The organism is Priestia filamentosa, assembly GCF_900177535.1.
GTDB classification, from domain to species: Bacteria; Bacillota; Bacilli; order Bacillales; family Bacillaceae_H; genus Bacillus_I; species Bacillus_I filamentosa.
The window spans coordinates 69,740-93,353 of the sequence record NZ_FXAJ01000006.1 but is presented as its reverse complement, the minus strand read 5'-3'; the positions used below and the strand labels follow the sequence as shown (position 1 = coordinate 93,353).

20 protein-coding genes are annotated in these 23,614 nt (G+C 36.2%); 12 read left to right on the top strand and 8 right to left on the bottom strand.

The window, feature by feature from the left end; genetic code table 11:
* Positions 1-15: 15 nt before the first annotated feature.
* Entirely contained in the window at positions 16-1,029 is a 1,014-nt protein-coding gene (locus B9N79_RS19750) for a zinc-binding alcohol dehydrogenase family protein (RefSeq protein ID WP_040060709.1), read from the top strand.
* A gap of 65 nt (positions 1,030-1,094) precedes the next feature.
* Here the strand turns inward: B9N79_RS19750 and B9N79_RS19745 are convergent, their stop codons facing one another.
* From B9N79_RS19745 to B9N79_RS19735, 3 genes are read right to left on the bottom strand one after another with little or no spacing between them, the layout of a single operon-like run.
* Complete coding sequence (locus B9N79_RS19745) at positions 1,095-2,321, bottom strand: cation:proton antiporter (protein ID WP_040060707.1); 1,227 nt, start codon at positions 2,319-2,321, stop codon at positions 1,095-1,097.
* Between the two features lie 3 nt (positions 2,322-2,324).
* The gene (locus B9N79_RS19740) at positions 2,325-2,822 is read right to left on the bottom strand and encodes a cation:proton antiporter regulatory subunit (protein ID WP_040060705.1); all 498 of its coding nucleotides are present in this window, start codon (positions 2,820-2,822) and stop codon (positions 2,325-2,327) included.
* A gap of 59 nt (positions 2,823-2,881) precedes the next feature.
* Complete coding sequence (locus B9N79_RS19735; protein WP_239695499.1) at positions 2,882-3,448, bottom strand: tyrosine-type recombinase/integrase; 567 nt, start codon at positions 3,446-3,448, stop codon at positions 2,882-2,884.
* A 231-nt stretch (positions 3,449-3,679) separates the two neighbouring features.
* Between B9N79_RS19735 and B9N79_RS19730 the strand changes: the two genes are divergently transcribed.
* On the top strand, positions 3,680-4,963 hold the full coding sequence (locus tag B9N79_RS19730) for a glutamate/proton symporter GltT (RefSeq protein ID WP_019390540.1): 1,284 nt from the start codon (positions 3,680-3,682) through the stop codon (positions 4,961-4,963).
* Positions 4,964-5,019: 56 nt separating this feature from the next.
* Here the strand turns inward: B9N79_RS19730 and B9N79_RS19725 are convergent, their stop codons facing one another.
* Positions 5,020-5,847, bottom strand: coding sequence for an undecaprenyl-diphosphate phosphatase (locus B9N79_RS19725; protein WP_019390541.1), 828 nt, complete (start codon positions 5,845-5,847; stop codon positions 5,020-5,022).
* Positions 5,848-6,121: 274 nt separating this feature from the next.
* Between B9N79_RS19725 and B9N79_RS19720 the strand changes: the two genes are divergently transcribed.
* The 7 genes from B9N79_RS19720 to B9N79_RS19690 all read left to right on the top strand — a co-directional run bounded on the left by B9N79_RS19720 (position 6,122) and on the right by B9N79_RS19690 (position 10,882).
* Entirely contained in the window at positions 6,122-6,703 is a 582-nt protein-coding gene (locus tag B9N79_RS19720; protein WP_040060701.1) for a DNA-3-methyladenine glycosylase, read from the top strand.
* 195 nt (positions 6,704-6,898) lie between these two features.
* Entirely contained in the window at positions 6,899-7,246 is a 348-nt protein-coding gene (locus tag B9N79_RS19715; protein ID WP_019390543.1) for a DUF2642 domain-containing protein, read from the top strand.
* Positions 7,247-7,265: 19 nt separating this feature from the next.
* On the top strand, positions 7,266-7,484 hold the full coding sequence (locus B9N79_RS19710) for a hypothetical protein (RefSeq protein WP_040060699.1): 219 nt from the start codon (positions 7,266-7,268) through the stop codon (positions 7,482-7,484).
* Complete coding sequence (locus B9N79_RS19705; protein ID WP_046218120.1) at positions 7,481-9,004, top strand: glycosyltransferase family 2 protein; 1,524 nt, start codon at positions 7,481-7,483, stop codon at positions 9,002-9,004. Before B9N79_RS19710 ends, B9N79_RS19705 begins: the two co-directional genes overlap by 4 nt.
* 51 nt (positions 9,005-9,055) lie before the next feature.
* Complete coding sequence (locus B9N79_RS19700; protein WP_085118826.1) at positions 9,056-9,601, top strand: glycosyltransferase family 2 protein; 546 nt, start codon at positions 9,056-9,058, stop codon at positions 9,599-9,601.
* Positions 9,602-10,504 carry a glycosyltransferase family 2 protein gene (locus B9N79_RS19695; protein ID WP_085118824.1) on the top strand — a complete coding sequence of 301 codons (903 nt, stop codon included), beginning with the start codon at positions 9,602-9,604 and terminating at the stop codon, positions 10,502-10,504.
* Positions 10,505-10,594: 90 nt separating this feature from the next.
* On the top strand, positions 10,595-10,882 hold the full coding sequence (locus tag B9N79_RS19690) for an AbrB/MazE/SpoVT family DNA-binding domain-containing protein (protein ID WP_019390547.1): 288 nt from the start codon (positions 10,595-10,597) through the stop codon (positions 10,880-10,882).
* A gap of 163 nt (positions 10,883-11,045) precedes the next feature.
* Here the strand turns inward: B9N79_RS19690 and B9N79_RS19685 are convergent, their stop codons facing one another.
* Positions 11,046-14,414, bottom strand: a complete 3,369-nt coding sequence (locus tag B9N79_RS19685) for a hypothetical protein (RefSeq protein ID WP_046218122.1) — start codon at positions 14,412-14,414, stop codon at positions 11,046-11,048.
* A 208-nt stretch (positions 14,415-14,622) separates the two neighbouring features.
* On the opposite strand from B9N79_RS19685, the gene nirB reads away from it, so the two are divergent.
* The 3 genes from nirB to B9N79_RS19670 all read left to right on the top strand — a co-directional run bounded on the left by nirB (position 14,623) and on the right by B9N79_RS19670 (position 20,037).
* The gene (gene nirB / locus B9N79_RS19680; protein WP_048896690.1) at positions 14,623-16,941 is read left to right on the top strand and encodes a nitrite reductase large subunit NirB; all 2,319 of its coding nucleotides are present in this window, start codon (positions 14,623-14,625) and stop codon (positions 16,939-16,941) included.
* Positions 16,942-16,966: 25 nt separating this feature from the next.
* A complete protein-coding gene (gene nasC, locus B9N79_RS19675; RefSeq protein WP_046218125.1) occupies positions 16,967-19,114 on the top strand; it encodes an assimilatory nitrate reductase catalytic subunit NasC in 2,148 nt (715 codons plus the stop codon).
* A gap of 185 nt (positions 19,115-19,299) precedes the next feature.
* Complete coding sequence (locus tag B9N79_RS19670; RefSeq protein WP_046218126.1) at positions 19,300-20,037, top strand: polysaccharide deacetylase family protein; 738 nt, start codon at positions 19,300-19,302, stop codon at positions 20,035-20,037.
* A 41-nt stretch (positions 20,038-20,078) separates the two neighbouring features.
* Here the strand turns inward: B9N79_RS19670 and B9N79_RS19665 are convergent, their stop codons facing one another.
* From B9N79_RS19665 to B9N79_RS19655, 3 genes are all read right to left on the bottom strand, one after another.
* A complete protein-coding gene (locus tag B9N79_RS19665; RefSeq protein WP_046218127.1) occupies positions 20,079-20,867 on the bottom strand; it encodes a zinc-dependent metalloprotease in 789 nt (262 codons plus the stop codon).
* 140 nt (positions 20,868-21,007) lie between these two features.
* The gene (locus B9N79_RS19660; RefSeq protein WP_046218128.1) at positions 21,008-22,564 is read right to left on the bottom strand and encodes an ABC-F family ATP-binding cassette domain-containing protein; all 1,557 of its coding nucleotides are present in this window, start codon (positions 22,562-22,564) and stop codon (positions 21,008-21,010) included.
* A 161-nt stretch (positions 22,565-22,725) separates the two neighbouring features.
* Complete coding sequence (locus B9N79_RS19655) at positions 22,726-23,544, bottom strand: alpha/beta fold hydrolase (protein ID WP_019390554.1); 819 nt, start codon at positions 23,542-23,544, stop codon at positions 22,726-22,728.
* Positions 23,545-23,614: the final 70 nt, after the last annotated feature.

Genomic DNA, 23,614 nt, shown 5'->3' with positions numbered 1-23,614 from the left:
AGGAGGAAATCAGTAATGAAAAGAATTGTATGTACAGAGCCACATCAGTTTAAAGTTGTTGAAACAGAAATACCTGTCCGAACAGAGAAGGAAGCGTTAGTGAAAGTGAAGAGAATTGGTATATGTGGAACAGATCTTCATGCATATCAAGGAAATCAACCTTTTTTCACATATCCTCGTGTTCTCGGGCATGAGCTTTCTGGCTATATTGACGAAGCACCAGAAAGCCATTCTAGTTTGCAAAAAGGAAATCAAGTGTCAATTATCCCTTATATGGAGTGTGGACAATGTATTGCATGTAGAAAAGGAAAAACAAATTGTTGCACAGATATGCGAGTAATGGGAGTTCATATTGATGGAGGGATGAGCGAGGTTATCGCTGTTCCCTCAGATCATCTCCTAGATACAAGCGGTTTGTCTCTAGATGAAGCAGCAATGGTAGAGCCTTTGAGTATTGGTGCACACGCTGTGAATCGAGCTCATGTTCAAAAAGAGGATGTGGTGCTTGTCATTGGGGCAGGACCAATTGGATTAGGAGTAATGGCTTTTGCAAAAGAGTCAGGTGCAACAGTTATTGGAATGGATATTAGTAATGAACGATTAGACTTTGCAAAAAAATGGGCAAATATTGATTATACGATTAACGGTGCCAACAGCCCGTTGGAAACATTACAAACATTAACCAATGAAGATTTGCCAACCATTGTATTTGATGCAACAGGTAACGTAAAGTCGATGGAAGAAGCCTTTCATTATCCAGCACATGGAGGCAAGTTAGTTTATGTAGGACTAGTGAAATCACATCTAACTTTCTTTAATCCAGAATTTCATAAAAAAGAGCTAACATTACTAGGCAGTCGTAATGCTACAAAAGAAGATTTTTATAAAGTAATAGAAATGCTTAAAAATAAGAAGATAGACTTAGAGCTTTATATTACACATCGTACGAGCTTTGAAGAGATGCCGAAAGCATTTCAACAGTGGTTAAATCCAAAGGAAAAAGTAATTAAAGCAGTTATTGAAATATAATCTAAATAAGGAAATTGTGATAAAGTAAACAACCTTAGCGAAACATCACTAAGGTTGTTTGTTTTTTAAGAAAGGCTTCTTTCTTTCTTCTTCTTCTCTTTTGGTTTTTGCCATTTGAAGATCTTATTTAAGAAGTTGAAAATATGTTTGGATTCTTTTGTTAATAAAGGCCCTAAAATAGCTAGGATCAGCACGTATAATGCAGCAAATGGTTTTAGTGTAGCAGATAAGCCGCCTGCGATCCCTAGGTTTGCAACAATAATTGAAAATTCGCCACGAGAAACAATGGTTAATCCAATATTAGATGAGGCTTTATGAGAAAGTCCTGCTCGTCTTCCTGCAATCATTCCAGCAATAAAGTTACCTAAGATTGTAAGAAGAACAGCTCCAAGTGACAACCAAAGGGCGTCGCCTAATGAAAGTGGATCAATACTCAAGCCGAAGCTGAAGAAAAAGAGGGCACCGAAGAAATCACGAAATGGAACAACAAGTTTCTCAATACGTTCAGAATGCTCCGTCTCAGAGAATACAAGACCAAGTAAAAGGGCGCCGATTGCTTCTGCAACATGAATTGTTTCAGAAAATCCCGCTACAAAAAAGAGAACGGCAAAAATGACGATAATGAATACTTCATTGGAACGGATATTAAATAGTTTGTTTAATAGGGGTGGTGCTTTTCGTGCAATGATGAAAAACAATAGCATATAGCCAAGAGCAATAAGAATAGAGGTTAAGGCACCTGTAATAGAAGTAGAATCTCCTAAAACAAGACCAGAAATAACGGATAAATATACGGCAAGGAAAATGTCTTCAAACATGATAATGCCTAGAATAAGTTCCGTTTCGGAGTTTGCGGTACGTCTCAAATCAACAAGTACTTTAGCAACAATAGCACTTGAAGAAATAGTGATAACTCCTGCAATGATTAGAACTTCAAGAAGTGGAAAGTCTGCGATGAAACCATATGCAAGACCTAAACTGAAGTTAATCGCAATATAGATGGAGCCGCCAATCGCGATAGAACGGCCTGATTTAATCAGTTTTCCAACTGAGAATTCTAGTCCAAGGTAGAAGAGGAGGAATAGAACTCCCATCCGTCCGAAGAAAGCAATAATTTCTGAGCTTTCGATAAATCTCAAATCAATAATTCCGATTTGTGGAGCATGAGGTCCAACAAGCATCCCTAAGATGATGAGGAAAGGGATGATTGAAAATTTAATTTTGTTAGCAATAAGCGCCGCTATTGCAACAAGCAGTAAAGCGGTGCCGACTTCAAATACCAAATGATCCATTAATTATCCATCCCCCTTTGAGAGTAGGCTTGTTTCTAGTGTTTTTAGTTCCTTTCGTTCCCCAGATAAAACAAGGCGATCATGACTTTCAACAACAGCGTCCGCACCAGGGTTTGTGAGCTTTTGTTTATCTTTTTTTATGATGGCAATAACCGTAACGCCATAATTTTGTCTTACGTCTAATTCCCCAAGTGTTCTGCCAACAGCCTTTGAACCAGGCTCAACTTTAAACCATTCAATAATTAAATCATCAAATGCGACTTCAATAGATTCAAGAGCTTGTGGTTTGTATACCATTCCACCTAAGATAGCGGCTATTTGTCGTGCTTCATTATCCTCTAACGTAATGCTTGAGAGAATTTCATCATGATCGTCTTCATCAAAATGATACACTTCACGTCGTCCATCATCATGAACAATAATTGTTAACTTCTCATTTTCTTTTGTAAGAATTTCAAACTTTCGACCAATACCAGGTAAATCTGATTCTTTAATACCCATTTTAATCCCTCCAACTGTATAGATAACTTCAGTATTGACTGTCCTTATGCTTTATATGTTTATAAGTTTAAGTCAATTGAAGAATGATCCCTTTGCTTTGGTACAACTCCAATATAGTGGAGCGTAGCGTTTGGTGAACTGTGATGAAACATTTTTTGAATTTGTTCAACAGGAACACCTGATTGATAAGCATGATATCCAAAAGTTTTCCTTAGCGTATGGGTTCCAATTCGCTCGGTTAACCCAGCTAGACGAGCAGCATCATTAATAATTTTGTATGCCTGCTGTCTTAGAAGGGGCTGTTTTCCTTTGTTTTGTTTCTTAGAAACAAAAAGCGGTTCATCTAGACTGTCATATGATCTATTTTGTAGATAATCAGAAATGGCTGATTTACATATTCTACTAATATGGAAACGTTGTATATCCTCTCCATGAAACGGGACATCAATATACTCTTTTACAAATCCTTCCTCTGTTAAAACATCTTTTATTCGTAAATTTAATAAATCATGAATTTTCAAACCAGAATTAATGCCAAGAGAGAATAAAACGTAATCTCTGAAATTCTTCTTTTTTAGAATAGCTTTTATTTCTAAGATTTTTTCTTTGCTGCGAATTGGTTCCACAAACTGCAATTTTATCACCTCGTTATATCATACATAATTTATTTTAACATGAATTATGTATGATATGAAATAATAAGGCTTATAAAGGGGTTTTAACAATGTAAGCGTGTCCGATTTTTGATTTAGTTAGAATTTTACATAGATTAATTGGTCAGAAACATGTATAATGCATAACGTATGATTATAATGTTGTGACTATTTAGCGAATTGTCACTATAAGGGAGGACACCTATGAAAAAGAAGTTTAAGTTCGGACTAGCCTCGCAAATCTTCCTTGGTTTAATTTTAGGGATTGCAGTCGGTGCGATTTGGTTCGGGAACCCTAATGTTGAAACATATCTTCAACCAATTGGAGATATCTTTTTAAGATTAATTAAAATGATTGTAATTCCAATCGTAGTTGCAAGTCTTATTGTTGGAATTGCAGGAACTGGCGATAGTAAGAAAGTTGGATCTTTGGGCGTAAAAACGATTGCTTACTTTGAAATTGTAACAACATTTGCAATTATCATTGGTCTATTTTTAGCAAATATCTTTCAGCCAGGACAAGGTGTTGATATAGAGTCTGCTCAGAAAACAGACATTGGTCAATATGTAGAAACATCAGAAGAAGAAAGTCAAAAGTCTGTGGCAGAAACATTTTTGCATATTGTGCCAACCAACTTGTTCAAATCACTAGCTGAAGGAGATATGCTTGCGATTATTTTCTTCACGGTTTTCTTTGCACTAGGAATTTCTAAGCTTGGTGAAAGAGGAAAGCCTGTTATTGCATTTTTTGATGCAACAGCACAAGCGATGTTTAATGTCGTAAATATGATTATGAAGTTTGCTCCATTTGGGGTATTTGCGCTTATTGGAGTTACAGTTTCTAAGTTCGGTTTTGATTCGTTGATGTCGCTTGGTAAACTTATCATTCTTGTTTACGCAGCGCTTATCTTCTTCCTAATCGTTGTACTAGGAATTATCGCTAAAATTGCAAATGTTAATATTTTCAGAATGCTTGCTTATTTAAAGGACGAGCTCTTGCTTGCTTACAGTACATCAAGTTCAGAAACAGTACTTCCAAGAATTATGAAGAAGATGGAGGAAATTGGTTGCCCAAAATCTATCGTTTCTTTCGTAATTCCAATTGGATATACGTTTAACTTGGACGGCTCTGTTCTCTATCAATCGATTGCAGCTCTTTTCTTAGCTCAAGTGTACGGTATTGATTTAACAATTTGGCATCAAATTACACTTGTTCTTGTATTGATGGTAACATCAAAAGGAATGGCTGCTGTACCTGGAACATCATTCGTTGTACTTCTAGCAACGCTTGGTTCAATTGGTGTGCCTGCTGAAGGTTTAGCATTTATCGCAGGGGTTGACCGTATTATGGATATGGCAAGAACAGTTGTTAACTTAGTGGGAAATGCTCTTGCAGCTGTTGTTATGTCACATTGGCAAGGTCAATTTGACGGTAAGAAAGCAAATGAAATTATGAAGAGAAAACCAGCACCATTAGATGCTAACTAACATTTTCTTGAAATTAAAAGGCCCGTACTCTGTTAAAAGAGTACGGGCCTTTTTTATTATAGAAATACGATATAAATGATAATCGCAATGATGATTCGATAAATCGCAAAAGGAAGTAATTTGATTCGGTTAATTAATTTTAAGAAAAAGCGGATGGATACTAGGGCGAAAACAAATGCACTAATAAATCCAATAATAAAGAATGGAAGAACATCCATTGAGAAGTACTGCCAGTTCTTTAGGAGAGATAAAAAGCTTGCTCCAGCCATTACAGGAACAGCCATAATAAATGTAAAGTCAGCAGCAGCACGGTGAGACATACCTAGTAAAACCCCGCCTGAGATTGTTGCCCCTGATCTAGAGAACCCTGGCCAAAGAGCAATACATTGGAAAAGACCAACGCCAAGTGCCTGCTTGTACGTTATTTTGTCAATCGTATTGATTTGCGGTTTGTTACGGCTCACAATATCCGCAATAATCATTAAAATAGCTCCTGCTACAAGACTATATATTACGGTGTTAATAGAAAATAGATGCTCATCGATAAAGTCTTCAAATAAGAGACCGAGTACAGCAGCTGGGAGTAGACCTACAATAACTTGCCCTAGCTTTAGACGATTTTCAGTTGCGTAGTGCTTTTTACGGTTCAAACCAAGCAAATCAATAAATCGATCCTTAAATACAATAACAACGGCTAAAATAGAGCCGAGCTGAATGACTACTTTGAACGTATTTGCAACAGGTTCTGTTAAAATCTCTTTTGATTTTAACAATAAATCATCAACGATAATCATATGGCCTGTCGAAGAAACAGGAGCAAATTCTGTCAGACCTTCCACAATTCCAAGAATCAGAGCTTTCAGTAAATCAAACATATCAATCATTTTAAAATCTCCTCTTAACACAAAGTAAAATCTTAACTTAACGTTCTTATTATATACTGCAAAAAGGTGAAAAAGAATACTCATTTTCTTCTACTGGAAAAGATTAAGAGTTAAATAAACGTTTGTTTAGCTAAAAGAACTACTATTAAATTGGTAAACTATGTAATGTGCTTTTTGTTAAAAAGATAAGCTCATGTGTTTCCTAGCAGTATCTTGGGTATCATAACACAGAAAAGAAATGAAGGGCAAACAAAAATAGAAAGGAAGGCACTCTATGGATTTTCAACCGGAATTTTTTACACAGCCAACAATCGAACTTGCTCAATCTTTGCTAGGATGTTTACTTATAAAGGAAACAGAGGACGGCATTGCTTCCGGCTATATTGTGGAAACTGAAGCATATAAAGGACCAGAAGATCGAGCTGCCCACAGTTTTAATAATAGACGAACAAAGCGAACGGAAGTAATGTTTGGAAAACAGGGGTATGTTTATACATACACAATGCATAGACATTGTTTGGTGAATATTGTAAGCGCTGAAGAAGGCAAACCTGAGGCTGTTCTCATAAGGGCTGTAGAGCCTGCTACAGGTATTCCGCTGATGTATGAACGGAGAGGGCAGGCTGTGAAAAAAGAAGTGCAGCTTACAAATGGACCTGGAAAGCTTACAAAAGCATTAGGGATCACAATGGAGGATTATGGACACGATATTCGCCAACCACCTCTCTATATTAAAAAAGGTATCTTACCAAATCAAATTAGCAGTGGGCCAAGAATAGGAATTGAGAATAGCGGAGAAGCAAGAGATTACCCTTGGCGTTTTTGGATTGAGGGAAATCCATTTGTATCAAGATAGTCATCAATAATATGAACAAAGGAGAGGGCTCTATGAAGCCTTCTCTTTTTTCTAGTTAATGTCCCATTTTTATAGAAATAGGCTGGAAAATAGGCTTCTCTACCTCACGAATTTTATCCAAATGTATATATTATTAAAGCAGCATGGATAAGCCTGTTGCATAGAATACGGATAGAACTGATTGGAGGTTATGTTGTGTTGTTTATTTGCTTCAAATCCGTTGTAAAACGAATAAGAGATATCCTATTTTCAAATGCTTTTGGTGAATTTATTGAAAAGCATACAAAAGAAGCTGTAGAAGAAGTGCTATTTTCTGACGAGTTCAGAGAATACCTTTTGAGTATTTTAGAAGAAAGTGAAGAATCTCCTTTTAAAGAGATTGCAGAACAATACTTGAATCAAGAAGTGGTCATTTCAACAACAGTAAATATGTTAAATGGAACGATTGTTTTAGTTGGAGAAGACTATCTAGTTCTCGAAGAAAGCTCAGAGACTACGATTTTATTACCTTTTGATAGCATTATTGCAATCTATCAAGCTTAATAGAGAGGAGGCTATTTATATGTTTAATGAGGCATTAAGAGAAGCAGTGGGATCGCTTGTGCAAATTATCACACCTGTAGACATTTTAACAGGCACATTAATGTCTGTAGGTGAAAGCGTTGCTGTTATTCGTACTTCAAGTAACTATTCACCTTATATTCCATCAGAAGACGTCACAGTCCGTCTGGATATTATCACATATGTAAGATTATTTGAAAGCCAGAGTGAGACGGCATGAAGCTGTCTATCATTATTCCCGCATGTGATGAAGGAGATACAATAGCAAACGTTATCAAGGAAGCAAAAGGATTAAATCCATTTGAAATCATTATTGTTGCAAATGGATCAACAGATAATACAGAGGAAATTGCACGAAGTTTAAACTGTAGAGTGATTTCTTTTGAGGAAAAGTTAGGTATTGACGTTGGAAGAGCAGTAGGCGCAAAAGAAGCAAAAGGTGATATTTTGCTTTTTCTTGATGGAGACATTCCTATACACCATACAAAGTTGCGTCCTTTTGTTAAAGCAATTCAAAGTGGCCAGGACATTGCATTAAACAACTTGTCCTGGACGCTTTACCGTAAAGTTCGGGCACATTTTGTAGCAGTATGGAAGCTTACGCTAAATTTCATGCTGAAGAGAGAAGATCTTCACGTGAATTCCCTTGTAGCTATTCCCCATGCTATGAGCAAGAAAGCAGCAGAGCGAATTGGCTATAAGAACTTAGCTGTTCCACCTCTTGCCCAAACAATTGCTGTTTTAGCAGGAATGAAAATTAGTGCACCCGCTGCCGTTGACGTTGTCACAACAAATAAAATTAAGGCAACGCACCGAACGCTTATAGATGGGCTGCCGTCTTCTACAAATCTAATTATTGGCGATCATATTGAGGCGATTTCTTATCTTCTCAATGAGAAAGGAAAGCGGGGCGGCTTAACAGATGGGCCAAGAAAGCGTAGCGTTTTAGATCATTACGGAAAGTTTGCTCGTAGATGGAGAAAAAAGATAAAATATAGTGCCGTGATTCCAGTTGGAGAAGAAAAAGAAACAATTATGGGCGTCATTGAAGAAGTGAGAAAAGCTGGAGTAGAAGAGATTATTGTTATTGGGAATGGAGCTGATCGCGAGACAATTAAAAAGGCGAGAAGCATGGGAGCGATTGTCCTTGATTTCCCTTATTCTCTAGGTCATAATGTTCCAAGAGCTATCGGAGCTATTCATAGTAATGGGGAAGTTTGCTTGTTTGTAGACGGAGATATTGTTATTAAAGCAGAGGAATTGCGCCCATTTTTGGAAGCAGGTGCAAAAGGTATTCATGTAGCGGTAAATGATTTGGACAGCTTTTTAGATCGCTTTCATCCTATTCACTGTATAAGTGCAGCAAAGCAAGCTCTTATGCTTGCAGCCAAAAGACAGGATCTTTCTATTAACACAATGACAGCTATTCCTCATGCGATTCGGCGCGAAGTTTTTGAGAAAATTGGTTATGAAACATTAATTGTTCCACCACTTGCTCAAGTTCTAGCAATTGAACATGGATTTAGCGTTGAGGCGGTTCACGAAGTAGATGTTATTACAACAAATAGAATTCGAAAAGATCATAAGAAATTGAACAATAATCTTCCATCTTCAACAGAACGAATTTTAGGAGACCATGCTGAAGCTCTTCATCATTTAATTCAAAAAACGGATAAACGTGGAGGTTTCACAGATGGAGGAAGAAATCAAGAGGTTCTAGAAAGATTAGATAACACATAAAGCAAGAGTTGAATAGAGTAATAACAGCATAGAAAATATAGGAGGATAAACATGAGATCACTTTCTGTTATTATCCCTGTTTTTAATGAAGAAAAGACACTTAAAGCTGTTATTACAGGAATTAAACTTTTTCAACCATTAGAAATTATTGTTGTTGCAAACGGTTGTACAGATCATTCTAGTACAATTGCGAAAGAGAACGGATGTATTGTAATTGAACATACTGAGAAGCTTGGTCAGCATTCAGCTCGAGTCGAAGGAGCCAAAAAAGCAAACGGAGATGTATTGCTTTTTCTCGATGCTGACTTTGCACTCCCTTTTTCGGAACTTCAGCAGTTTCTCACTTCTATTCTTTTTGGAAACTGTGATGTGACAGTTAACAAGAATCCTAAAGAACATTCCTCAACAGAGGTTTGGAAGAAACTGGTTGCTGAATGGAAAGGACATAAAGAGTGTGGGAAAGGTTCGTTTTGTAAAGCACCTTTTGCTTTAACAAAAGAAGTTCTTGTGAAAAGTGATTTTATTAAAAGTACTTATAGTGTTGAAGCTTTTATAGAAACGTTGAAAGTTGCGGGCAGAATTGAACATAGACATTAAATAGATACAAAGACGCTAAATAGATTTCGGCCTTCTCATCATAATGGATTTTTTCATAAAATATCGTGTTCAGAAAAGAGGGTAATAAAGGAACATGTAGAAAGTATTAGTAAAGAGCTCTTACGAGACAAAAGAGGGGGATATAAGGACGTTGGAAGAAATCGAGAGATTTTAGCAATACAAAACTATAATGTTCAAAAGGGGTGGGGGGTTCGCTCTACTCTTTATGACGGCCAACAGTTATCTGTTATTGTTCCAGCGCAAAATGAAGCAAAGTATATTAAAAGTGTTATCTCTCAGGCAAGGCAGCTCGAACCCCTTGAAATTATTGTTGTAATCAACGGATCAACAGATGAGACAGAGGAATATGCCAAAAGTCTCGGAGCAACAGTTGTTCTTTTTGAAAACCGACTAGGCCACGATGTTGGAAGAGGAGTGGGAGCTTCACTCGCACAAGGAGATATTTTATTGTTTGTAGATAGTGATTTTACAATTCCGGCTCAAGATTTATTTCCTTTTGCTAAGGCTATTCAGTCTGGTATTGATGTAGCACTGAATAAGCAGATCGATCCTCTAACACACCCTGTCCCTCTTTGGAAATATGCGCTAAATGTAGCTTGTGATCATAAAAAGCTAGAAACAAGCTCTCTTGTTGCTGTTCCACATGCGATGAGTAAAAAGGTAGTAGAAAGCATTGGCTATAATGCTTTAGCTGTTCCACCACTTGCTCAATGCAAAGCAATGAAAGAAGGATTTTTAGTAGAAGCTGTTCACGCTGTTGATGTTCATACACTAAATGCAATAAGACTAAGAGGACATTTTGCTCAGCAAGGTTATCCACCTACAACAGAGCTTATTGTGGGTGATTTTTTTGAAGCCATTCATTATCTTGCAAAGCTATAATTTTTTTAGTAGAAAAGGTGAAAGAAGCTTTTGGATAGCGTACAATAAATGATGTATCGGATAGTTATAATCTGGTGAGGGGGAAGAAAAATGAAAACGACAGGTATGGTGCGTAAAGTTGATGAATTAGGAAGGATCGTCCTTCCAAAAGAGTTAAGAAGAGTACTAAATTTAGAAGCAAAAGAGCCAGTAGAGATGTACCTGGATCACGAACAGATTATTCTAAAAAAATACCGAGCACATCAAGAATGCATGATTACAGGAGAAGTTAGCAGTGAGAATTTGAGCCTATTAAACGGTAAAATTGTATTAAGCAAAGAAGGCGCAGATATTCTTATGAACGAAATTGAAAAGAAGTTTGGAACAAAGCAAATTTAAAAATCAAATAGACAGTAAAAGCCTTCATTTCTATCAGTAGAAATGAAGGCTTTTATCTAGGTAATTAAGAAGGTTAAAAAAATAGAAGTACTACGGAAGTACTTCCATTTAACAAAGGGGGAATACACTATTATCATGCCCTTTTTCCGTTCTTTTATACAACTTAGGACCATTTTTTGAACCAGGCTTTAAGTCTATCTTTATTCCGTTTTAAAATCTCTTGGGATGTTGTTTGATCCTTTTGTTTGCGCCATTCGAAGAAACTAGCAACAGCGATTAAAAAGCCTCCACCTAGAATAAGATAAAGCCACCAAGGTAGATTTCCCCACAAACTATCGGTTTGCAAATAAATATTTAACAGGATAGTTCCAACTCCGCCTAAGAAATAAGATTTAAATTTTAGAATAAATCCTATTAGAGCTGAGAGGACTGCTAACGCCCCGAGCAAAATAGCATCGTTTACTGTGTTGCTGTTCAGTGCGTCTATAATAAGAACAATGAAGAAGATGCAAACAGAACCAATTTCAATTAATCCCATCGAGTGACTAGTAGGGAAAAGTATTCTGAATATAAATGTCCAAATAACAATAATTGGGACAGCATATACTTCAAGCTCAATAAGCGTTGGTATATCGATGTGATGTAAAACAACGCTGTATGGATAGAAAGCTGTAGCAATAATGAGCGCTCTGTACCCTTTTTCAATCTTTGTTAACTTATATTGTATCGATAAAGCAAAAATGTATAAAGGAACAAAGATACTTGCTAGAAACTGAACCCAAAAATTTTCAGGATTTGAAAATACCCTTACATTTAAGACAATAATATAAAGAAATCCAAACATCTGATAAGGAAGAACTCGCATCGATATCTTCTCTTCTTCTTTCCAACGATAATTGAAAAATAGCATAAGCAAGATAAGCAAAAGGCTTACAGTCACACTTACTATTGCTATTGATGAGAAGATAAATCTCATATAAAATATGGTCCCACAAAATAGAGGAAAAATGATTTGTATATATAAATGTCTTTTGTTCAACAGATAAATCATAAAGCAAATAAGCGAAACAACAACAAGAAAGTTTTTAAAATCAACAATTCCAGCTGTTTCTCCTAAATAAACTAGAATAGACAATGTTAAAATACCAAGACAATAATGCTCAAAAATCGTTTTCCAAACCCCTTTTGTTTTTAACCATAGCAAAGCTGCTAGAAGGGCTGTTAATGAAAATCCATGCGCATAGTAGAGATTTAGATTATTAATTTTTTCAACAACAGATAGCAAGCTTATGCAAACAGTTGAAAGGCTAAAAAATGTGAATAAATATTTTTGCCACAGTTTTTCACTGTAGAAAGCACTAACGGCGTAACATAGGACTGGTAGTGTATATAGATAGCTGTCTATTGTCGTGAGCGCATCAAAAAGTATTGTGAAAAATAGACTAAAAGATGTTACACAATGACTCATCCAAAAAAGAATAAAGTGACCGTACGTGCTATATTTTTTTACCGTATAGGAAAGAGCTAAAAATAGTACGCCACCTGTTAGAAGAAAACTTGCATATGGCTGAGCTGTTTGCCACTGAAAGATATTTAGCAGAGATAGATAAGTGAACAAACTTGAAATTGCTAATGGAAGCCATAAATAGCGAGATTTGAATGTTCGCAGTGTAAGCGTATAAAGAAGAGTACCACCTAGGAAAATTAAAATTGGTGTACTATCCTGTAATATAAACCATTCATATAAAAGAGTAAAAAGAGCTATAGCATATGAGCTATGAGCAACAATGAAGAATGGTCTAAAAAAAGAACTAAGATTTACTTGCTTTATTATAAAAGCCATGCCCACCATCACAAGTGCACAAAGTGCAAAATGTCCACTTGTTCCTACACTTTCCATATATGTCTCTGTGTTCACAATACCTAGAAAGCAAAGGAGAGAAAGCAAAAGGCTAATTGGAACTCCATATAGACTGAGAGATGGATTCTTTTCTTTCTTGAAAGTTAAGAAAAAGATCAGAGTTAACAACATAAATGCAACAACAAGACTCTCCCACTCTAGTCTTGCAAGCATATCAGATAATACAAAAAGTCCTGTTAATATTGGAACGATTACCCCGCCAAGCTGAAATACTTCCCACTGCTTTTTACTATATAAAAAGCAGAAGATGTAAAGAGCAGCAGCAATGCAAAAAGTTATCCAATCTTTCATTAAAGGTGATAAATCTAAGCCTTCTGTACTTCTAAAGATAAAGAAAACAAAGAGTGTTAAAGTTGAAATAGAAAACAGATTGTTTTTCATATAAAGTGTGACAAAAAACTGCTGTAAAGTAAGCAAAGCAAGTGAACATAAATATTCAACACTTGGCTGTAAAGAAAATTCACTAATATGAATGTAAAACAAAGCGGAAAGCGTTAATCCAATGAATGAGTATTGAAAGTTACGAGCTAAAACGGCGTTTCTCTTTAAAAACATGTAAAGAACAATAAAAAATAACGGTAGCATAGAAATAGCGATAGAATTAATTTCAGTAAGGATTGTTGTGTCTACGAATAAAACATATCCCCAAACAAAAGATAAGCTAAATCCAATTTGATATAGAAAATGCCAACCTTTTAAAAACATCATCAGAAAGAGAATAGAAAGAAGTAAAAGAGCAGTTGCATATAAAGCAGAATGATGATAGAGACAAAGAATAACAAATGCTTCTGCTGTAATTTTTATTTTAAGAAAAGAGTTCGCATTTTCTTTAAAAACAGCAAATGATTTTCTTTCTTTAATTTTTTCACTCATAACAGTTAGTAGAATGTTGACTAGAACGAGAGCAACAAAGAAACTTTCAGCATTTGGTGTGACATAAACTAGCCCTGTAATAATAGACATTGTAAACATAATAAGAGATAAGACAGTAAATAATTTAGACTGAAAGCGTTCTGCGATTCTCTTGTATAAAAAGAAAAGTACTAGTCCTGATAGTACTCCTAAAAACCAACGTCCTTCTCCATATAGCGAAAAGTAAGAACCAAATAGTTCATAATAAGAGGCTGAGAGAATGGTTATTGGAATAAACAAGCTAGCAAGAGTTAGAAAAGCGAAAGCAGTTTGCGAGATTTTTAGTTTATAAGATAAAACACTCATGGCAAAAAATACAACAGCAATCAAGCTTATAAAGAAGACCTTTGCGCCATCCCCCAAACTTCCCCAACTGCTCGTAGCAAGAATAAGTCCACCAAACAGTAAGAGAATAACACCTGTTACAAGAACTGCTGTAATATTACGCTCACGAATTTGCTCAGGTGTTTTCGGTTCTTTGGTCTTTACAATAGGTTCTTCTTTTTCTGGTTCTTTTTCTTCTATGTGTGAAGTGGTTTTTATTTTCATAACCTGTTTAGTTTTTTCATCATCTTGATAGCGCCTGTAAGAAGCAAGAACTGCATCATGTTGTGCAGATGTAATATAGCTTTTAGTTTCTAAGGTATATAGTTCTTCCTCAAAGATTTTCTCTCTTTGTTGAGCTGACAACTTCTCCATACGGTTCCCTCCTTTAACATAAAATAAATTTTCTACGTATATAGACGAAGCAGTTATTTAATTAGTTTCCTTTTTATCCGATAAATGAAAATAAAAGTAAGTTAAAGGAATTTTATCAGAACATGTGAGAATATTTAACATCATTTATCCAATTTTTAAGCACATATGAAATAATAAAAAATAAATCGTTTAGGCTGGAGGGTAAAAGATGCAAAGGGAAAAGTTGGTGTTGATTGGGAACGGAATGGCTGGAATTAGATGTATTGAAGAAATTCTGAAGCGAAGTAATTCATTTGATATTACTGTTTTTGGGGCTGAACCGTATACAAACTACAATCGTATTTTGCTTTCGACAGTTCTTCAAGGGGATACATCAATTCAAGACATTATGCTTCATCAGCGCTCTTGGTATGAAGAGAATAGGATTACGCTTTTTACTGGAGAGACTGTTACACAGATTAATAGAAATGAAAAAACAATTTTTACAGACCAAGGCCGGACTGTTGCCTACAATAAATTAATTATTGCTACAGGTTCATCACCTTTTATTCTTCCTATTCCGGGGGCTGATATGGAAGGAGTAAAAACTTTCCGTACAATTAAAGATTGCGAAGAAATGATAAAAGCCTCTGAGCAGTATAAGAAAGCTGTTGTTATTGGAGGTGGGCTACTTGGATTGGAAGCTGCAAGGGGGTTAATGAATTTAGGAATGAAAGTTGATGTTGTTCATCTTGCAGATGCTCTGATGAACCGACAGCTTGATATGGTTGCTGCTAAGATGTTGAAAAAGGAGCTTGAGCGGCAAGGAATGAATTTTCTTTTAGGGAAAAACACAGCTGAAATTGTTGGTAATCAACGAGCTGAAGAGATACATTTCACAGATGGAAGCAAAGTTGAAGCAGACTTGGTGGTTATGGCTGCAGGAGTAAAACCAAATGTTGAGGTAGCAAGAGAGAGCGGACTTACAGTGAATCGAGGAATTGTTGTAAATGATTATCTACAAACAGAAGACTGTGATATTTATGCTCTAGGAGAGTGCTGTGAACACAATGGGGTTGTTTATGGACTTGTAAAACCTCTTTATGAACAAGGACGAGTGCTCGCAGATCATATTTGTCAGCAAGGGGAAAATGGATATCAAGGAACCATTTTATCTACCCAATTAAAAATATCCGGAGTAGATTTATTTTCTGTCGGGGATTTTGAGGACGCTAACGGAACGCAAGCTGTATGTGTGCTAGATGAAACTAAATCTATCTATAAGAAATTAGTATTTAAAAACGATATTTTAGTGGGAGCTGTGTTATTTGGGAGTACAAAAGAAGGACCAGGATTATTAGAAATGATGATTAAAAAGCAAGATGTTTCAGAAATTGATAAACTAAGTTTGCTTCAAAGCGACGGGGAAAATTCAGCAGTTTGTTCAATGACTCAAGAAGAAACGATTTGTCATTGCAATAACGTGACAAAAGGAGCCATTATTGAAGCTGTAACAGAAAAAGATCTTCAAACGATAGATGAAGTGAAAAGTTGTACAAAAGCTTCAAGCTCGTGCGGGGGCTGTAAACCGCTTCTGACAGAACTGTTCTCTTATATTAAAAGTGATGATTTTGAAGAATTTGTTGTAAAGCAATCAATGTGTCAATGCACGATGCTAACGGAAGATGAAGTGATTCAACAAATACAAGAGCATAGACTGACTTCATTTGAAAGCATAGTTCAAGAATTGAAATGGAGTAATAAAAAAGGATGTTTAAAATGTCAAAAAGCATTGCAGTACTATTTAAAAATTATGTATCCAGAGTTGCAACAACAAAAGAGCGAATCGGGGTATCCACAGTTGCAAAAAGATGGCACATATTCACTTACTCCTCAATTTTATGGAGGATTAGCAAACATTGACGATCTTCAACATGTCTTAGATGTAGCTAAAAAGTATAATGTCTCAGACATTTCTTTCTCTCATGAACAGCGTATTGAATTGCATGGCATAAAAAGAGAGAATATTCGAGAAATTTCAACTTCTCTCCATCTACCAATCTTAGCGCAAGACCAAACGATGGTTACAATTAAAAGAGCTTCATATAGGAATGAGTGTGAGTGCGAACAAAAATCTATTTTTCCTCTTTCATATAAGTTAGATCAAGCATTTGAACGATTAACAATGCCAAATCGTCTTGCTATTGGACTTTCTTCATGTGTTCATGAAGAACATCAGCTAAGTGGCCAAGACATTCTTATTATTGGGGAAGAAAGAGGCTTTGAAACGTATATTAAAATACCAAATGAATCTTTATCACACTTACTTTTTATTGCAAAAGATTATAAGGAAAGTGTTGAAATGATGAAAGCACTTATTCAATACTACCGGGAAACGGCAAGCTATCTAGAGGAATTCGGAGTATGGGTGCAGAGATTAACCGATGTCCATATACGAGAAGTATTGTTCGAACAGAACTTTAAAGATTTATTATGTGAGAGACTTCACCAAGACCAAAGCAGAAAAGCTAGTAGTTTACAGCAATAAACAAAGGAAAAAGTGAGGTTAGAATATGACGGAAATGTTGCTGAAGTACTTTCGGGAAAAGCAAGAAAAAGTACAGTCAGAAAGAGTATATGATGCACAGTGTCCATATTGTAGCATGCAGTGCAAGATGCAGCTTGTTGAGCAATCTATCGTAACAAGAACAAAGCATATGACAATTGCTCAAGATAACCCAACTTCACATGGAAGAATATGTATTAAAGGTATGAATGCCCATCAGCATGCTCTTCATAGCGAGCGTGTAACATCACCCCTTTTAAAAGTTGGAGGAGAGTTTGTTAAGATTTCATGGAACCAAGCATTTACGTATATTGGTGAAAAATTTCGTAACTTAAAAGAAAAGTATGGAAAAGACTCACTTTCTGCGTACGGAGGAGGCTCTCTAACAAACGAGACTTCTTATTTGCTAGGCAAGTTTGCTCGTATTGCTCTTCAAACAAAATATATTGATTATAATGGTCGCTTTTGTATGGCAGCTGCTGCTTCTGCTGCTAAGGAAGCTTTAGGTATTGACCGTGGGTTTACGAATGAAATATCTGAAATTAAAGAAGCAGAATGTATTATATTAGTTGGCACAAATATTGCAGAATGTCAGCCAACAATTATGCCATATTTCGAGGAAGCAAAAGAAAATGGAGCGTACATTATTGCAATTGATCCCCGCAGTACAGCTACAACAGAGACAGCTCAGCTTCATTTGAAGATAAAACCAGGAAAAGATGCTCTATTAGCAAACGGGCTCTTAAAAGTTCTCATTGAAGAGGATTTCATTGATGAAGCGTTCATTAATGATCGTGTAAAAGGGTGGCAAGAAGTCAAAGAGTATGTGGAAAGTTTAAGTTTAGATCACATTGCAGAAGAAACAGGAATTGATCTTTCCCTCATTAGAAAAGCTGGAAGAAAATTTGGAGAAGCAAATGCAAGCATGCTTTTCACAGCGCGTGGTGTTGAGCAGCAAATTGATGGCCATGATGCTGTAAGAGGATTTTTGAATCTATTATTAGCAACAGGGAATTTCGGAAAGAAGGGAGCAGGGTACGGAGCAATTACAGGGCAAGGAAATGGTCAAGGCGGGAGGGAGCATGGTCAAAAGGCAGATCAGCTTCCTGGGTATCGGTCAATTGAAAATAAGGAACATCGAAAATACATTGCTAACATTTGGGGAGTAGAGGAAAGCGAGATTCCTAATAAAGGGGTCTCTGCTTACGAGATGATGGGGAAAATTCATGAGGGTGAAATAAAAGGAATGCTTCTTATGGGGTCAAATCCTATTGTTTCTAATCCAAATGCCAACTATGTGAAAAAAGCCATCGAAAGTTTAGAATTTTTAGTTGCTGTTGATATGTTTGTATCTGAAACCGCTCAGCTTGCAGATGTGATTTTACCCTGTACCTCATATCTTGAAAACAAAGGAACGCTCACAAATCTCGAAGGGCGTGTTATGCTTCGTGAAGGTGCTCGTCCAGCTCCAGGAGAAGCTAAGAATGACTGGGCTATCCTACGTGGAATAGCGAGGGAGCTTGGAAAAGAACAGTACTTTGCATTTTCTGATGTTGAGGAGATTTTTGATGAACTTCGTCTTGCAAGCAAGGGGGGGAGTGCTGATTACTATGGTATCACATATAATCGAATAAAGAGTAAAAAAGGGATTCTTTGGCCCTGTCCATCAGAGGAGCACGAAGGGACAGCTCGATTATTTGAAAAGAAATTCATGAATAGTGACGAGAAAGCTGTTATGAAAGTTATCGGGCGTAATGAAAGTAGAAAAGAAGTAGTAACAGAACAGTTTCCTCTTTATTTAACAACAGGAAGAATTATGTCCCACTATCTTACAGGTGTGCAAACAAGAAAAACCTCAGCTTTAGAAGCGCGGAATTTCGAGTCTTTTATTGAAATTCACCCTTCCACAGCAGCCCAATATGGAGTTGAAGATCAAACGCTTGTTAAAGTGAGGTCTGAACGTGGAGAAATTGTTGTAAGAAGTAAATTTTCAACAGCTATCCGCCAAGATACGGTGTTTGTACCTTTTCATTGGGGGGAAGACCAAAATGTGAATATGCTCATCCCCGAAGAGCTTGATCCTATATGCCGGATTCCAGGTTTTAAATTAGGAACCGTAACGATTACACCAATTCATTCTCCTCTATTAAATTAAAAAGCAAAGAGCAGGAAAAGGTTCCTGCTCTTTGCTCATTTTCTACAATAGAAGACAATATTTTCGGGGAAATATCTTTTTGTTGTTTTTTTGGAGATGATGCTGATGTACAGTAATGAGCTTCGTATAGAAAAAAAGAAAACAGCAAATACTACATCATTATGACGAATATAGGGGTGTATCGTATGAGAACATTACTGATGTATATAGTCTGCATTTTCCTTTTATCAATATTACAACCAACCGAAAGCAATGCAGCAAAGGGAAGGAAAGAGTTTGAACAAACAGGTAACGTAATTTGGGACATCCCAACGCGTAAAAAAATTGTAGCTATTACGTTTGATGATGGTCCTCATGCTGTGTACACCCCTGAAATCCTTTCTATTCTTGAAGAATATAATGCAAAAGCAACCTTTTTTGTAGTCGGTTCAAGAGCGGAAAATTATAAAAGTATTGTCCGAAGAGAAGTTGGAGCAGGCCATGAGGTTGAGAATCATACTTTTACACATCATAGCTTAAGCGGAATGAGCAGCAAAGAAGTGCAGGAAGAAATACAAAAGGCTCATCAAACAATTACAAGTATCACAAACCAGCGTCCTACTTTTTTTAGACCTGTTGGTGGATTATATAATGACGCTGTAGTTGATGCAGCAGTTGACGAAGGATATCGAGTCGTTTTGTGGTCGTGGCATCAAGATTCTAAAGATTGGCAGCAGCCTGGCGTCGATAAAATTGTTAAAAATGTACTTTCAGGTGTAAGGCCAGGTGATGTAGTCCTTTTCCATGATGCAGGAGGAAATCGAACTCAAACAATAAAGGCGTTGCCTATTATTCTTTCTCATCTTCAAAAGCAGGGATATAAGTTTGTAACCGTTTCTCAGCTTTTACAACAAACAGGTCATGATAAAATTCCATCCTTTTAACATTAAAAAAGCTTCTCTTTTTTTAGGAGAAGCTTTCTTGTTTAGTTTCCGTACCAAATTTTATTTTTTTCTATCGTTTCGTTATGTTCAGAATCCCAATAGTCTACAGAATAAGCATAGTCATAGTTCATAATACATCTGATCCCGCTTCCTTGTGGATCATGACCAAGTCCAAAGTTATGCGAAATTTCATGTTGAGCAGCTTTTGCTGTATTAGCTGTTCCTTGGTCTAAATTCACGCTTATCGCACTTCCAAAGGGTTCAGAGTTATAAACATAACCAATTCCACCTGCATCAAAATTAGCATCACGAGTAAATCCAACAACAAAATCGTATCCTTGACCATCCCAGTCTTTTGAAAGGTCTGCAAGAATTTGTTCACTGTTTTGTCCTGAAGACCCCCATTCTCCTAATCCTTTTACTTCAAAATCAATATTATGATCTCGGTTAAATGCATCATCCGCTTTTTCCACAATAGATTGAAGACGGCTCTGCCAGTCAGGATATGCAGCTCTATATTCTTCATCAGCAACAGCAAAAACTGTTACTTTTTGTGTACCTTGATCAGTTGTTGAAGATGAATTTGTCGAATCAGCTGTTTTCTCAAATACTTTTTGATCAATTATTTGTCCATTTTTATCTAAAACATTTGCATTAACTGTTTTTTCAGTTTTCGAGTGTTCTGTTAAGTTTGTGAATTCGTGATGCTGTGGAAGCTTGTCTCCTATGTACTGAGGTGCTGTTTTCGTTTCCTCGTGAGCATTAACAGCTCCAAAAGGAATAAAGCTTGCACTAAGAATAAGGGAAAGAATAAAAGGTGATTTTTTCACGTGTTGTCCTCCTAATATAGTAAACTTCTATATTACTATTCGACAAAAGGAGACATTTTCCTTTGAAAAAACACAAATAATTAAATAATATTAAAATTGTTTTTGCAAAAAAAGATGATATGCCTTCTTGGCATACCATCTTAAAAGACTTTTGTTGTCCAGCTTTCACAATTCCAGCTATCTGTTACAATGTCTTCATAAAATTCAGGTTCGTGGCAAATAAGCAGAACGCTTCCTTTGTAGTCTTTAATAGCACGTTTAAGTTCAGCTTTTGCTTCAACATCTAAATGGTTTGTTGGCTCATCTAGAACAAGTACATTTGTCTCTTGATTAATGAGTTTACATAGCCGTACTTTTGCTTTTTCTCCACCACTTAGTACTTCAACTTTACTTTCAATATGTTTAGTTGTTAACCCGCATTTTGCAAGCGTTGCACGTACTTCATATTGAGTAAATGAAGGGAACTCCTGCCAGATTTCTTCAATACAAGTACGGTTTGTTGGGTTTTTAACTTCTTGTTCAAAATAACCAATTTCAAGGTAATCTCCGCGCTCAACTTCACCTGAGACAGGCTTGTTTTCTCCTAGGATGCTTTTTAAAAGCGTTGTTTTTCCAATTCCATTAGCACCAAATAAAGCAATTTTTTGTCCTCGTTCCATCCGAAGGTTCAGTGGTTTTGAGAGGGGTTCATCATATCCAATGACAAGATCTTTTGTTTCAAAAATAACCTTGTTTGCTGTACATCCTTCTTTAAAGCGAAACTCTGGTTTTGGTTTTTCAGTAGCCAGTTCAATAACATCCATCTTATCAAGTTTTTTCTGACGAGACATAGCCATATTACGCGTTGAAACACGTGCTTTATTACGAGCGACAAAGTCTTTTAAATCAGAGATTTCTTGTTGTTGTTTCTTATAAGCTGCTTGAAGTTGCTGTTTCTTTACTTCATATACTTCTAGAAAATGATTATAATCGCCAACATAGCGATTAAGTTCTTGATTTTCCATATGATAAATTAAGTTAACAACGCTGTTTAGGAAAGGAATGTCGTGTGAGATGAGAACAAATGCATTTTCATAATCCAGTAAATAGCGTTTTAGCCATTCGATATGCTGTTCATCAAGATAGTTTGTTGGTTCATCAAGTAGTAGAATATCGGGTTTTTCAAGTAGAAGTTTAGCTAACAAAACTTTTGTACGTTGTCCACCGCTCAAATCTTGAACATCGCGGTCGAGCCCAATATCTTCTAACCCTAATCCACGTGCAATTTCTTCTACCTTTGCATCAATTACATAAAAATCATTGTTTGTTAACGTATCTTGAATGACACCTACTTCTTCAAGCATTTTCTCTAGCTCTTCAGGTGTCACATCACCCATCTTTTCGTACATTCCGTTCATCTCAGATTCTAGGTCGAACAGATATTGAAAAGCGCTTTTTAATACATCACGGATTGTTAATCCACGCTTTAAAACCGTATGTTGATCTAAATAGCCGACGCGAACTTTTTTAGCCCACTCAACTTTTCCTGCATCAGGTTCAAGCTGACCTGTAATAATATTCATGAAAGTTGATTTACCTTCTCCGTTTGCACCGACCAAACCAATGTGCTCACCTTTTAAAAGACGAAATGAAACATTATCAAAAATTGCTCTGTCACCAAACCCGTGACTTAGGTCTTTTACTGTTAAAATACTCATGTTTTACACCTTTTCTTCTTGTTATTCTTAATAAATTCAACCCTTTAAAACTTTAACAATGTTTTTCTCTCTAGTCCATCTTATTGGAGGAGAAGAGAAATTAAAAGGGATATTTAAAGGAAAAATTTCTTTTTTCTTCTTGCAAAAAGAAAAACCTTCTTTTACGAAGATTTTTCAGTTGCGAAATCTCTGATTGCTTCAGTGAAACGATGAGGCTGCTCTCCAACTAGAAAGTGTGTACATCCTTCAAAAGGAAGGAGAGTGGAATGTGTAATGTGCTGCCTCATATATTGGGCAGTTTCTTCTGAGTAAAGTGTGCTTTTTGTTCCATATATAATAAGAGATGGAATCGTAATCGAAGGAAGAACATCACGATAGTCGTTTGCACTCATTGAAAGCCACATTGCTGCCATAACATGGGGAAGATTATCTTCTTTTAAATGGAAAAGTTGCTCAATTTGTTCTTCTGTTAAATAAGGAATTGTAGCTTTTATAAATGTTTTAGCATATGAAGGCCAATCTTCAAAAATAGTTGTGAGGGCATTGAGGTTGTCTTTTTCTGTAAATGAGCCATGATAAAGACCAAGTTTCCACGTTTTATCATTTAATAATTTAGGTGTCATATCAACAAAACAAACCTTTGAGATATGCTCTTGATTAAAGTGACGAAGATACTCAAAGATAACAGAAGTCCCCATGGACCATCCAACAAGAAGAGCATCTTCTAATTGTAAATGTTCCAGTAATTCTTTTAAATCTTTGGCAAAAGTACGAAGAGATAGGCCTTGCTGAGGTTTGTCTGACTTTCCATGTCCTCGCAAATCATATGTAACGACATGATAATGATCACAGAGCTGTTGTTCTTGAAGTAAGAAAGCTTCGTGACTATTTGACCATCCATGAATGAATACAATTGGTTTGCCAGTTCCTTTTGTACGATAATAAAGGCGAGTACCATCTTTTGTATGAAAAAAAGCCACTGTTATTCCTCCTTAAAGAGAATCCAAAAATAGGATTTTCTTTTATTATAAGGCAGAAGGGAAAACAATG

Excerpts from the sequence above, each read along its gene's own strand:
- B9N79_RS19705 (WP_046218120.1), top strand. The coding sequence starts at position 7,481 with ATGAAGCTGTCTATCATTATTCCCGCATGTGATGAAGGAGATACAATA.
- B9N79_RS19740 (WP_040060705.1), bottom strand. The coding sequence starts at position 2,822 with ATGGGTATTAAAGAATCAGATTTACCTGGTATTGGTCGAAAGTTTGAA.
- B9N79_RS19660 (WP_046218128.1), bottom strand. The coding sequence starts at position 22,564 with ATGAGTATTTTAACAGTAAAAGACCTAAGTCACGGGTTTGGTGACAGA.
- nirB (WP_048896690.1), top strand. The coding sequence starts at position 14,623 with ATGCAAAGGGAAAAGTTGGTGTTGATTGGGAACGGAATGGCTGGAATT.
- B9N79_RS19750 (WP_040060709.1), top strand. The coding sequence starts at position 16 with ATGAAAAGAATTGTATGTACAGAGCCACATCAGTTTAAAGTTGTTGAA.
- B9N79_RS19720 (WP_040060701.1), top strand. The coding sequence starts at position 6,122 with ATGGATTTTCAACCGGAATTTTTTACACAGCCAACAATCGAACTTGCT.
- B9N79_RS19690 (WP_019390547.1), top strand. The coding sequence starts at position 10,595 with ATGAAAACGACAGGTATGGTGCGTAAAGTTGATGAATTAGGAAGGATC.
- B9N79_RS19745 (WP_040060707.1), bottom strand. The coding sequence starts at position 2,321 with ATGGATCATTTGGTATTTGAAGTCGGCACCGCTTTACTGCTTGTTGCA.
- B9N79_RS19670 (WP_046218126.1), top strand. The coding sequence starts at position 19,300 with ATGAGAACATTACTGATGTATATAGTCTGCATTTTCCTTTTATCAATA.
- B9N79_RS19725 (WP_019390541.1), bottom strand. The coding sequence starts at position 5,847 with ATGATTGATATGTTTGATTTACTGAAAGCTCTGATTCTTGGAATTGTG.
- B9N79_RS19685 (WP_046218122.1), bottom strand. The coding sequence starts at position 14,414 with ATGGAGAAGTTGTCAGCTCAACAAAGAGAGAAAATCTTTGAGGAAGAA.
- B9N79_RS19730 (WP_019390540.1), top strand. The coding sequence starts at position 3,680 with ATGAAAAAGAAGTTTAAGTTCGGACTAGCCTCGCAAATCTTCCTTGGT.
- nasC (WP_046218125.1), top strand. The coding sequence starts at position 16,967 with ATGACGGAAATGTTGCTGAAGTACTTTCGGGAAAAGCAAGAAAAAGTA.
- B9N79_RS19710 (WP_040060699.1), top strand. The coding sequence starts at position 7,266 with ATGTTTAATGAGGCATTAAGAGAAGCAGTGGGATCGCTTGTGCAAATT.
- B9N79_RS19700 (WP_085118826.1), top strand. The coding sequence starts at position 9,056 with ATGAGATCACTTTCTGTTATTATCCCTGTTTTTAATGAAGAAAAGACA.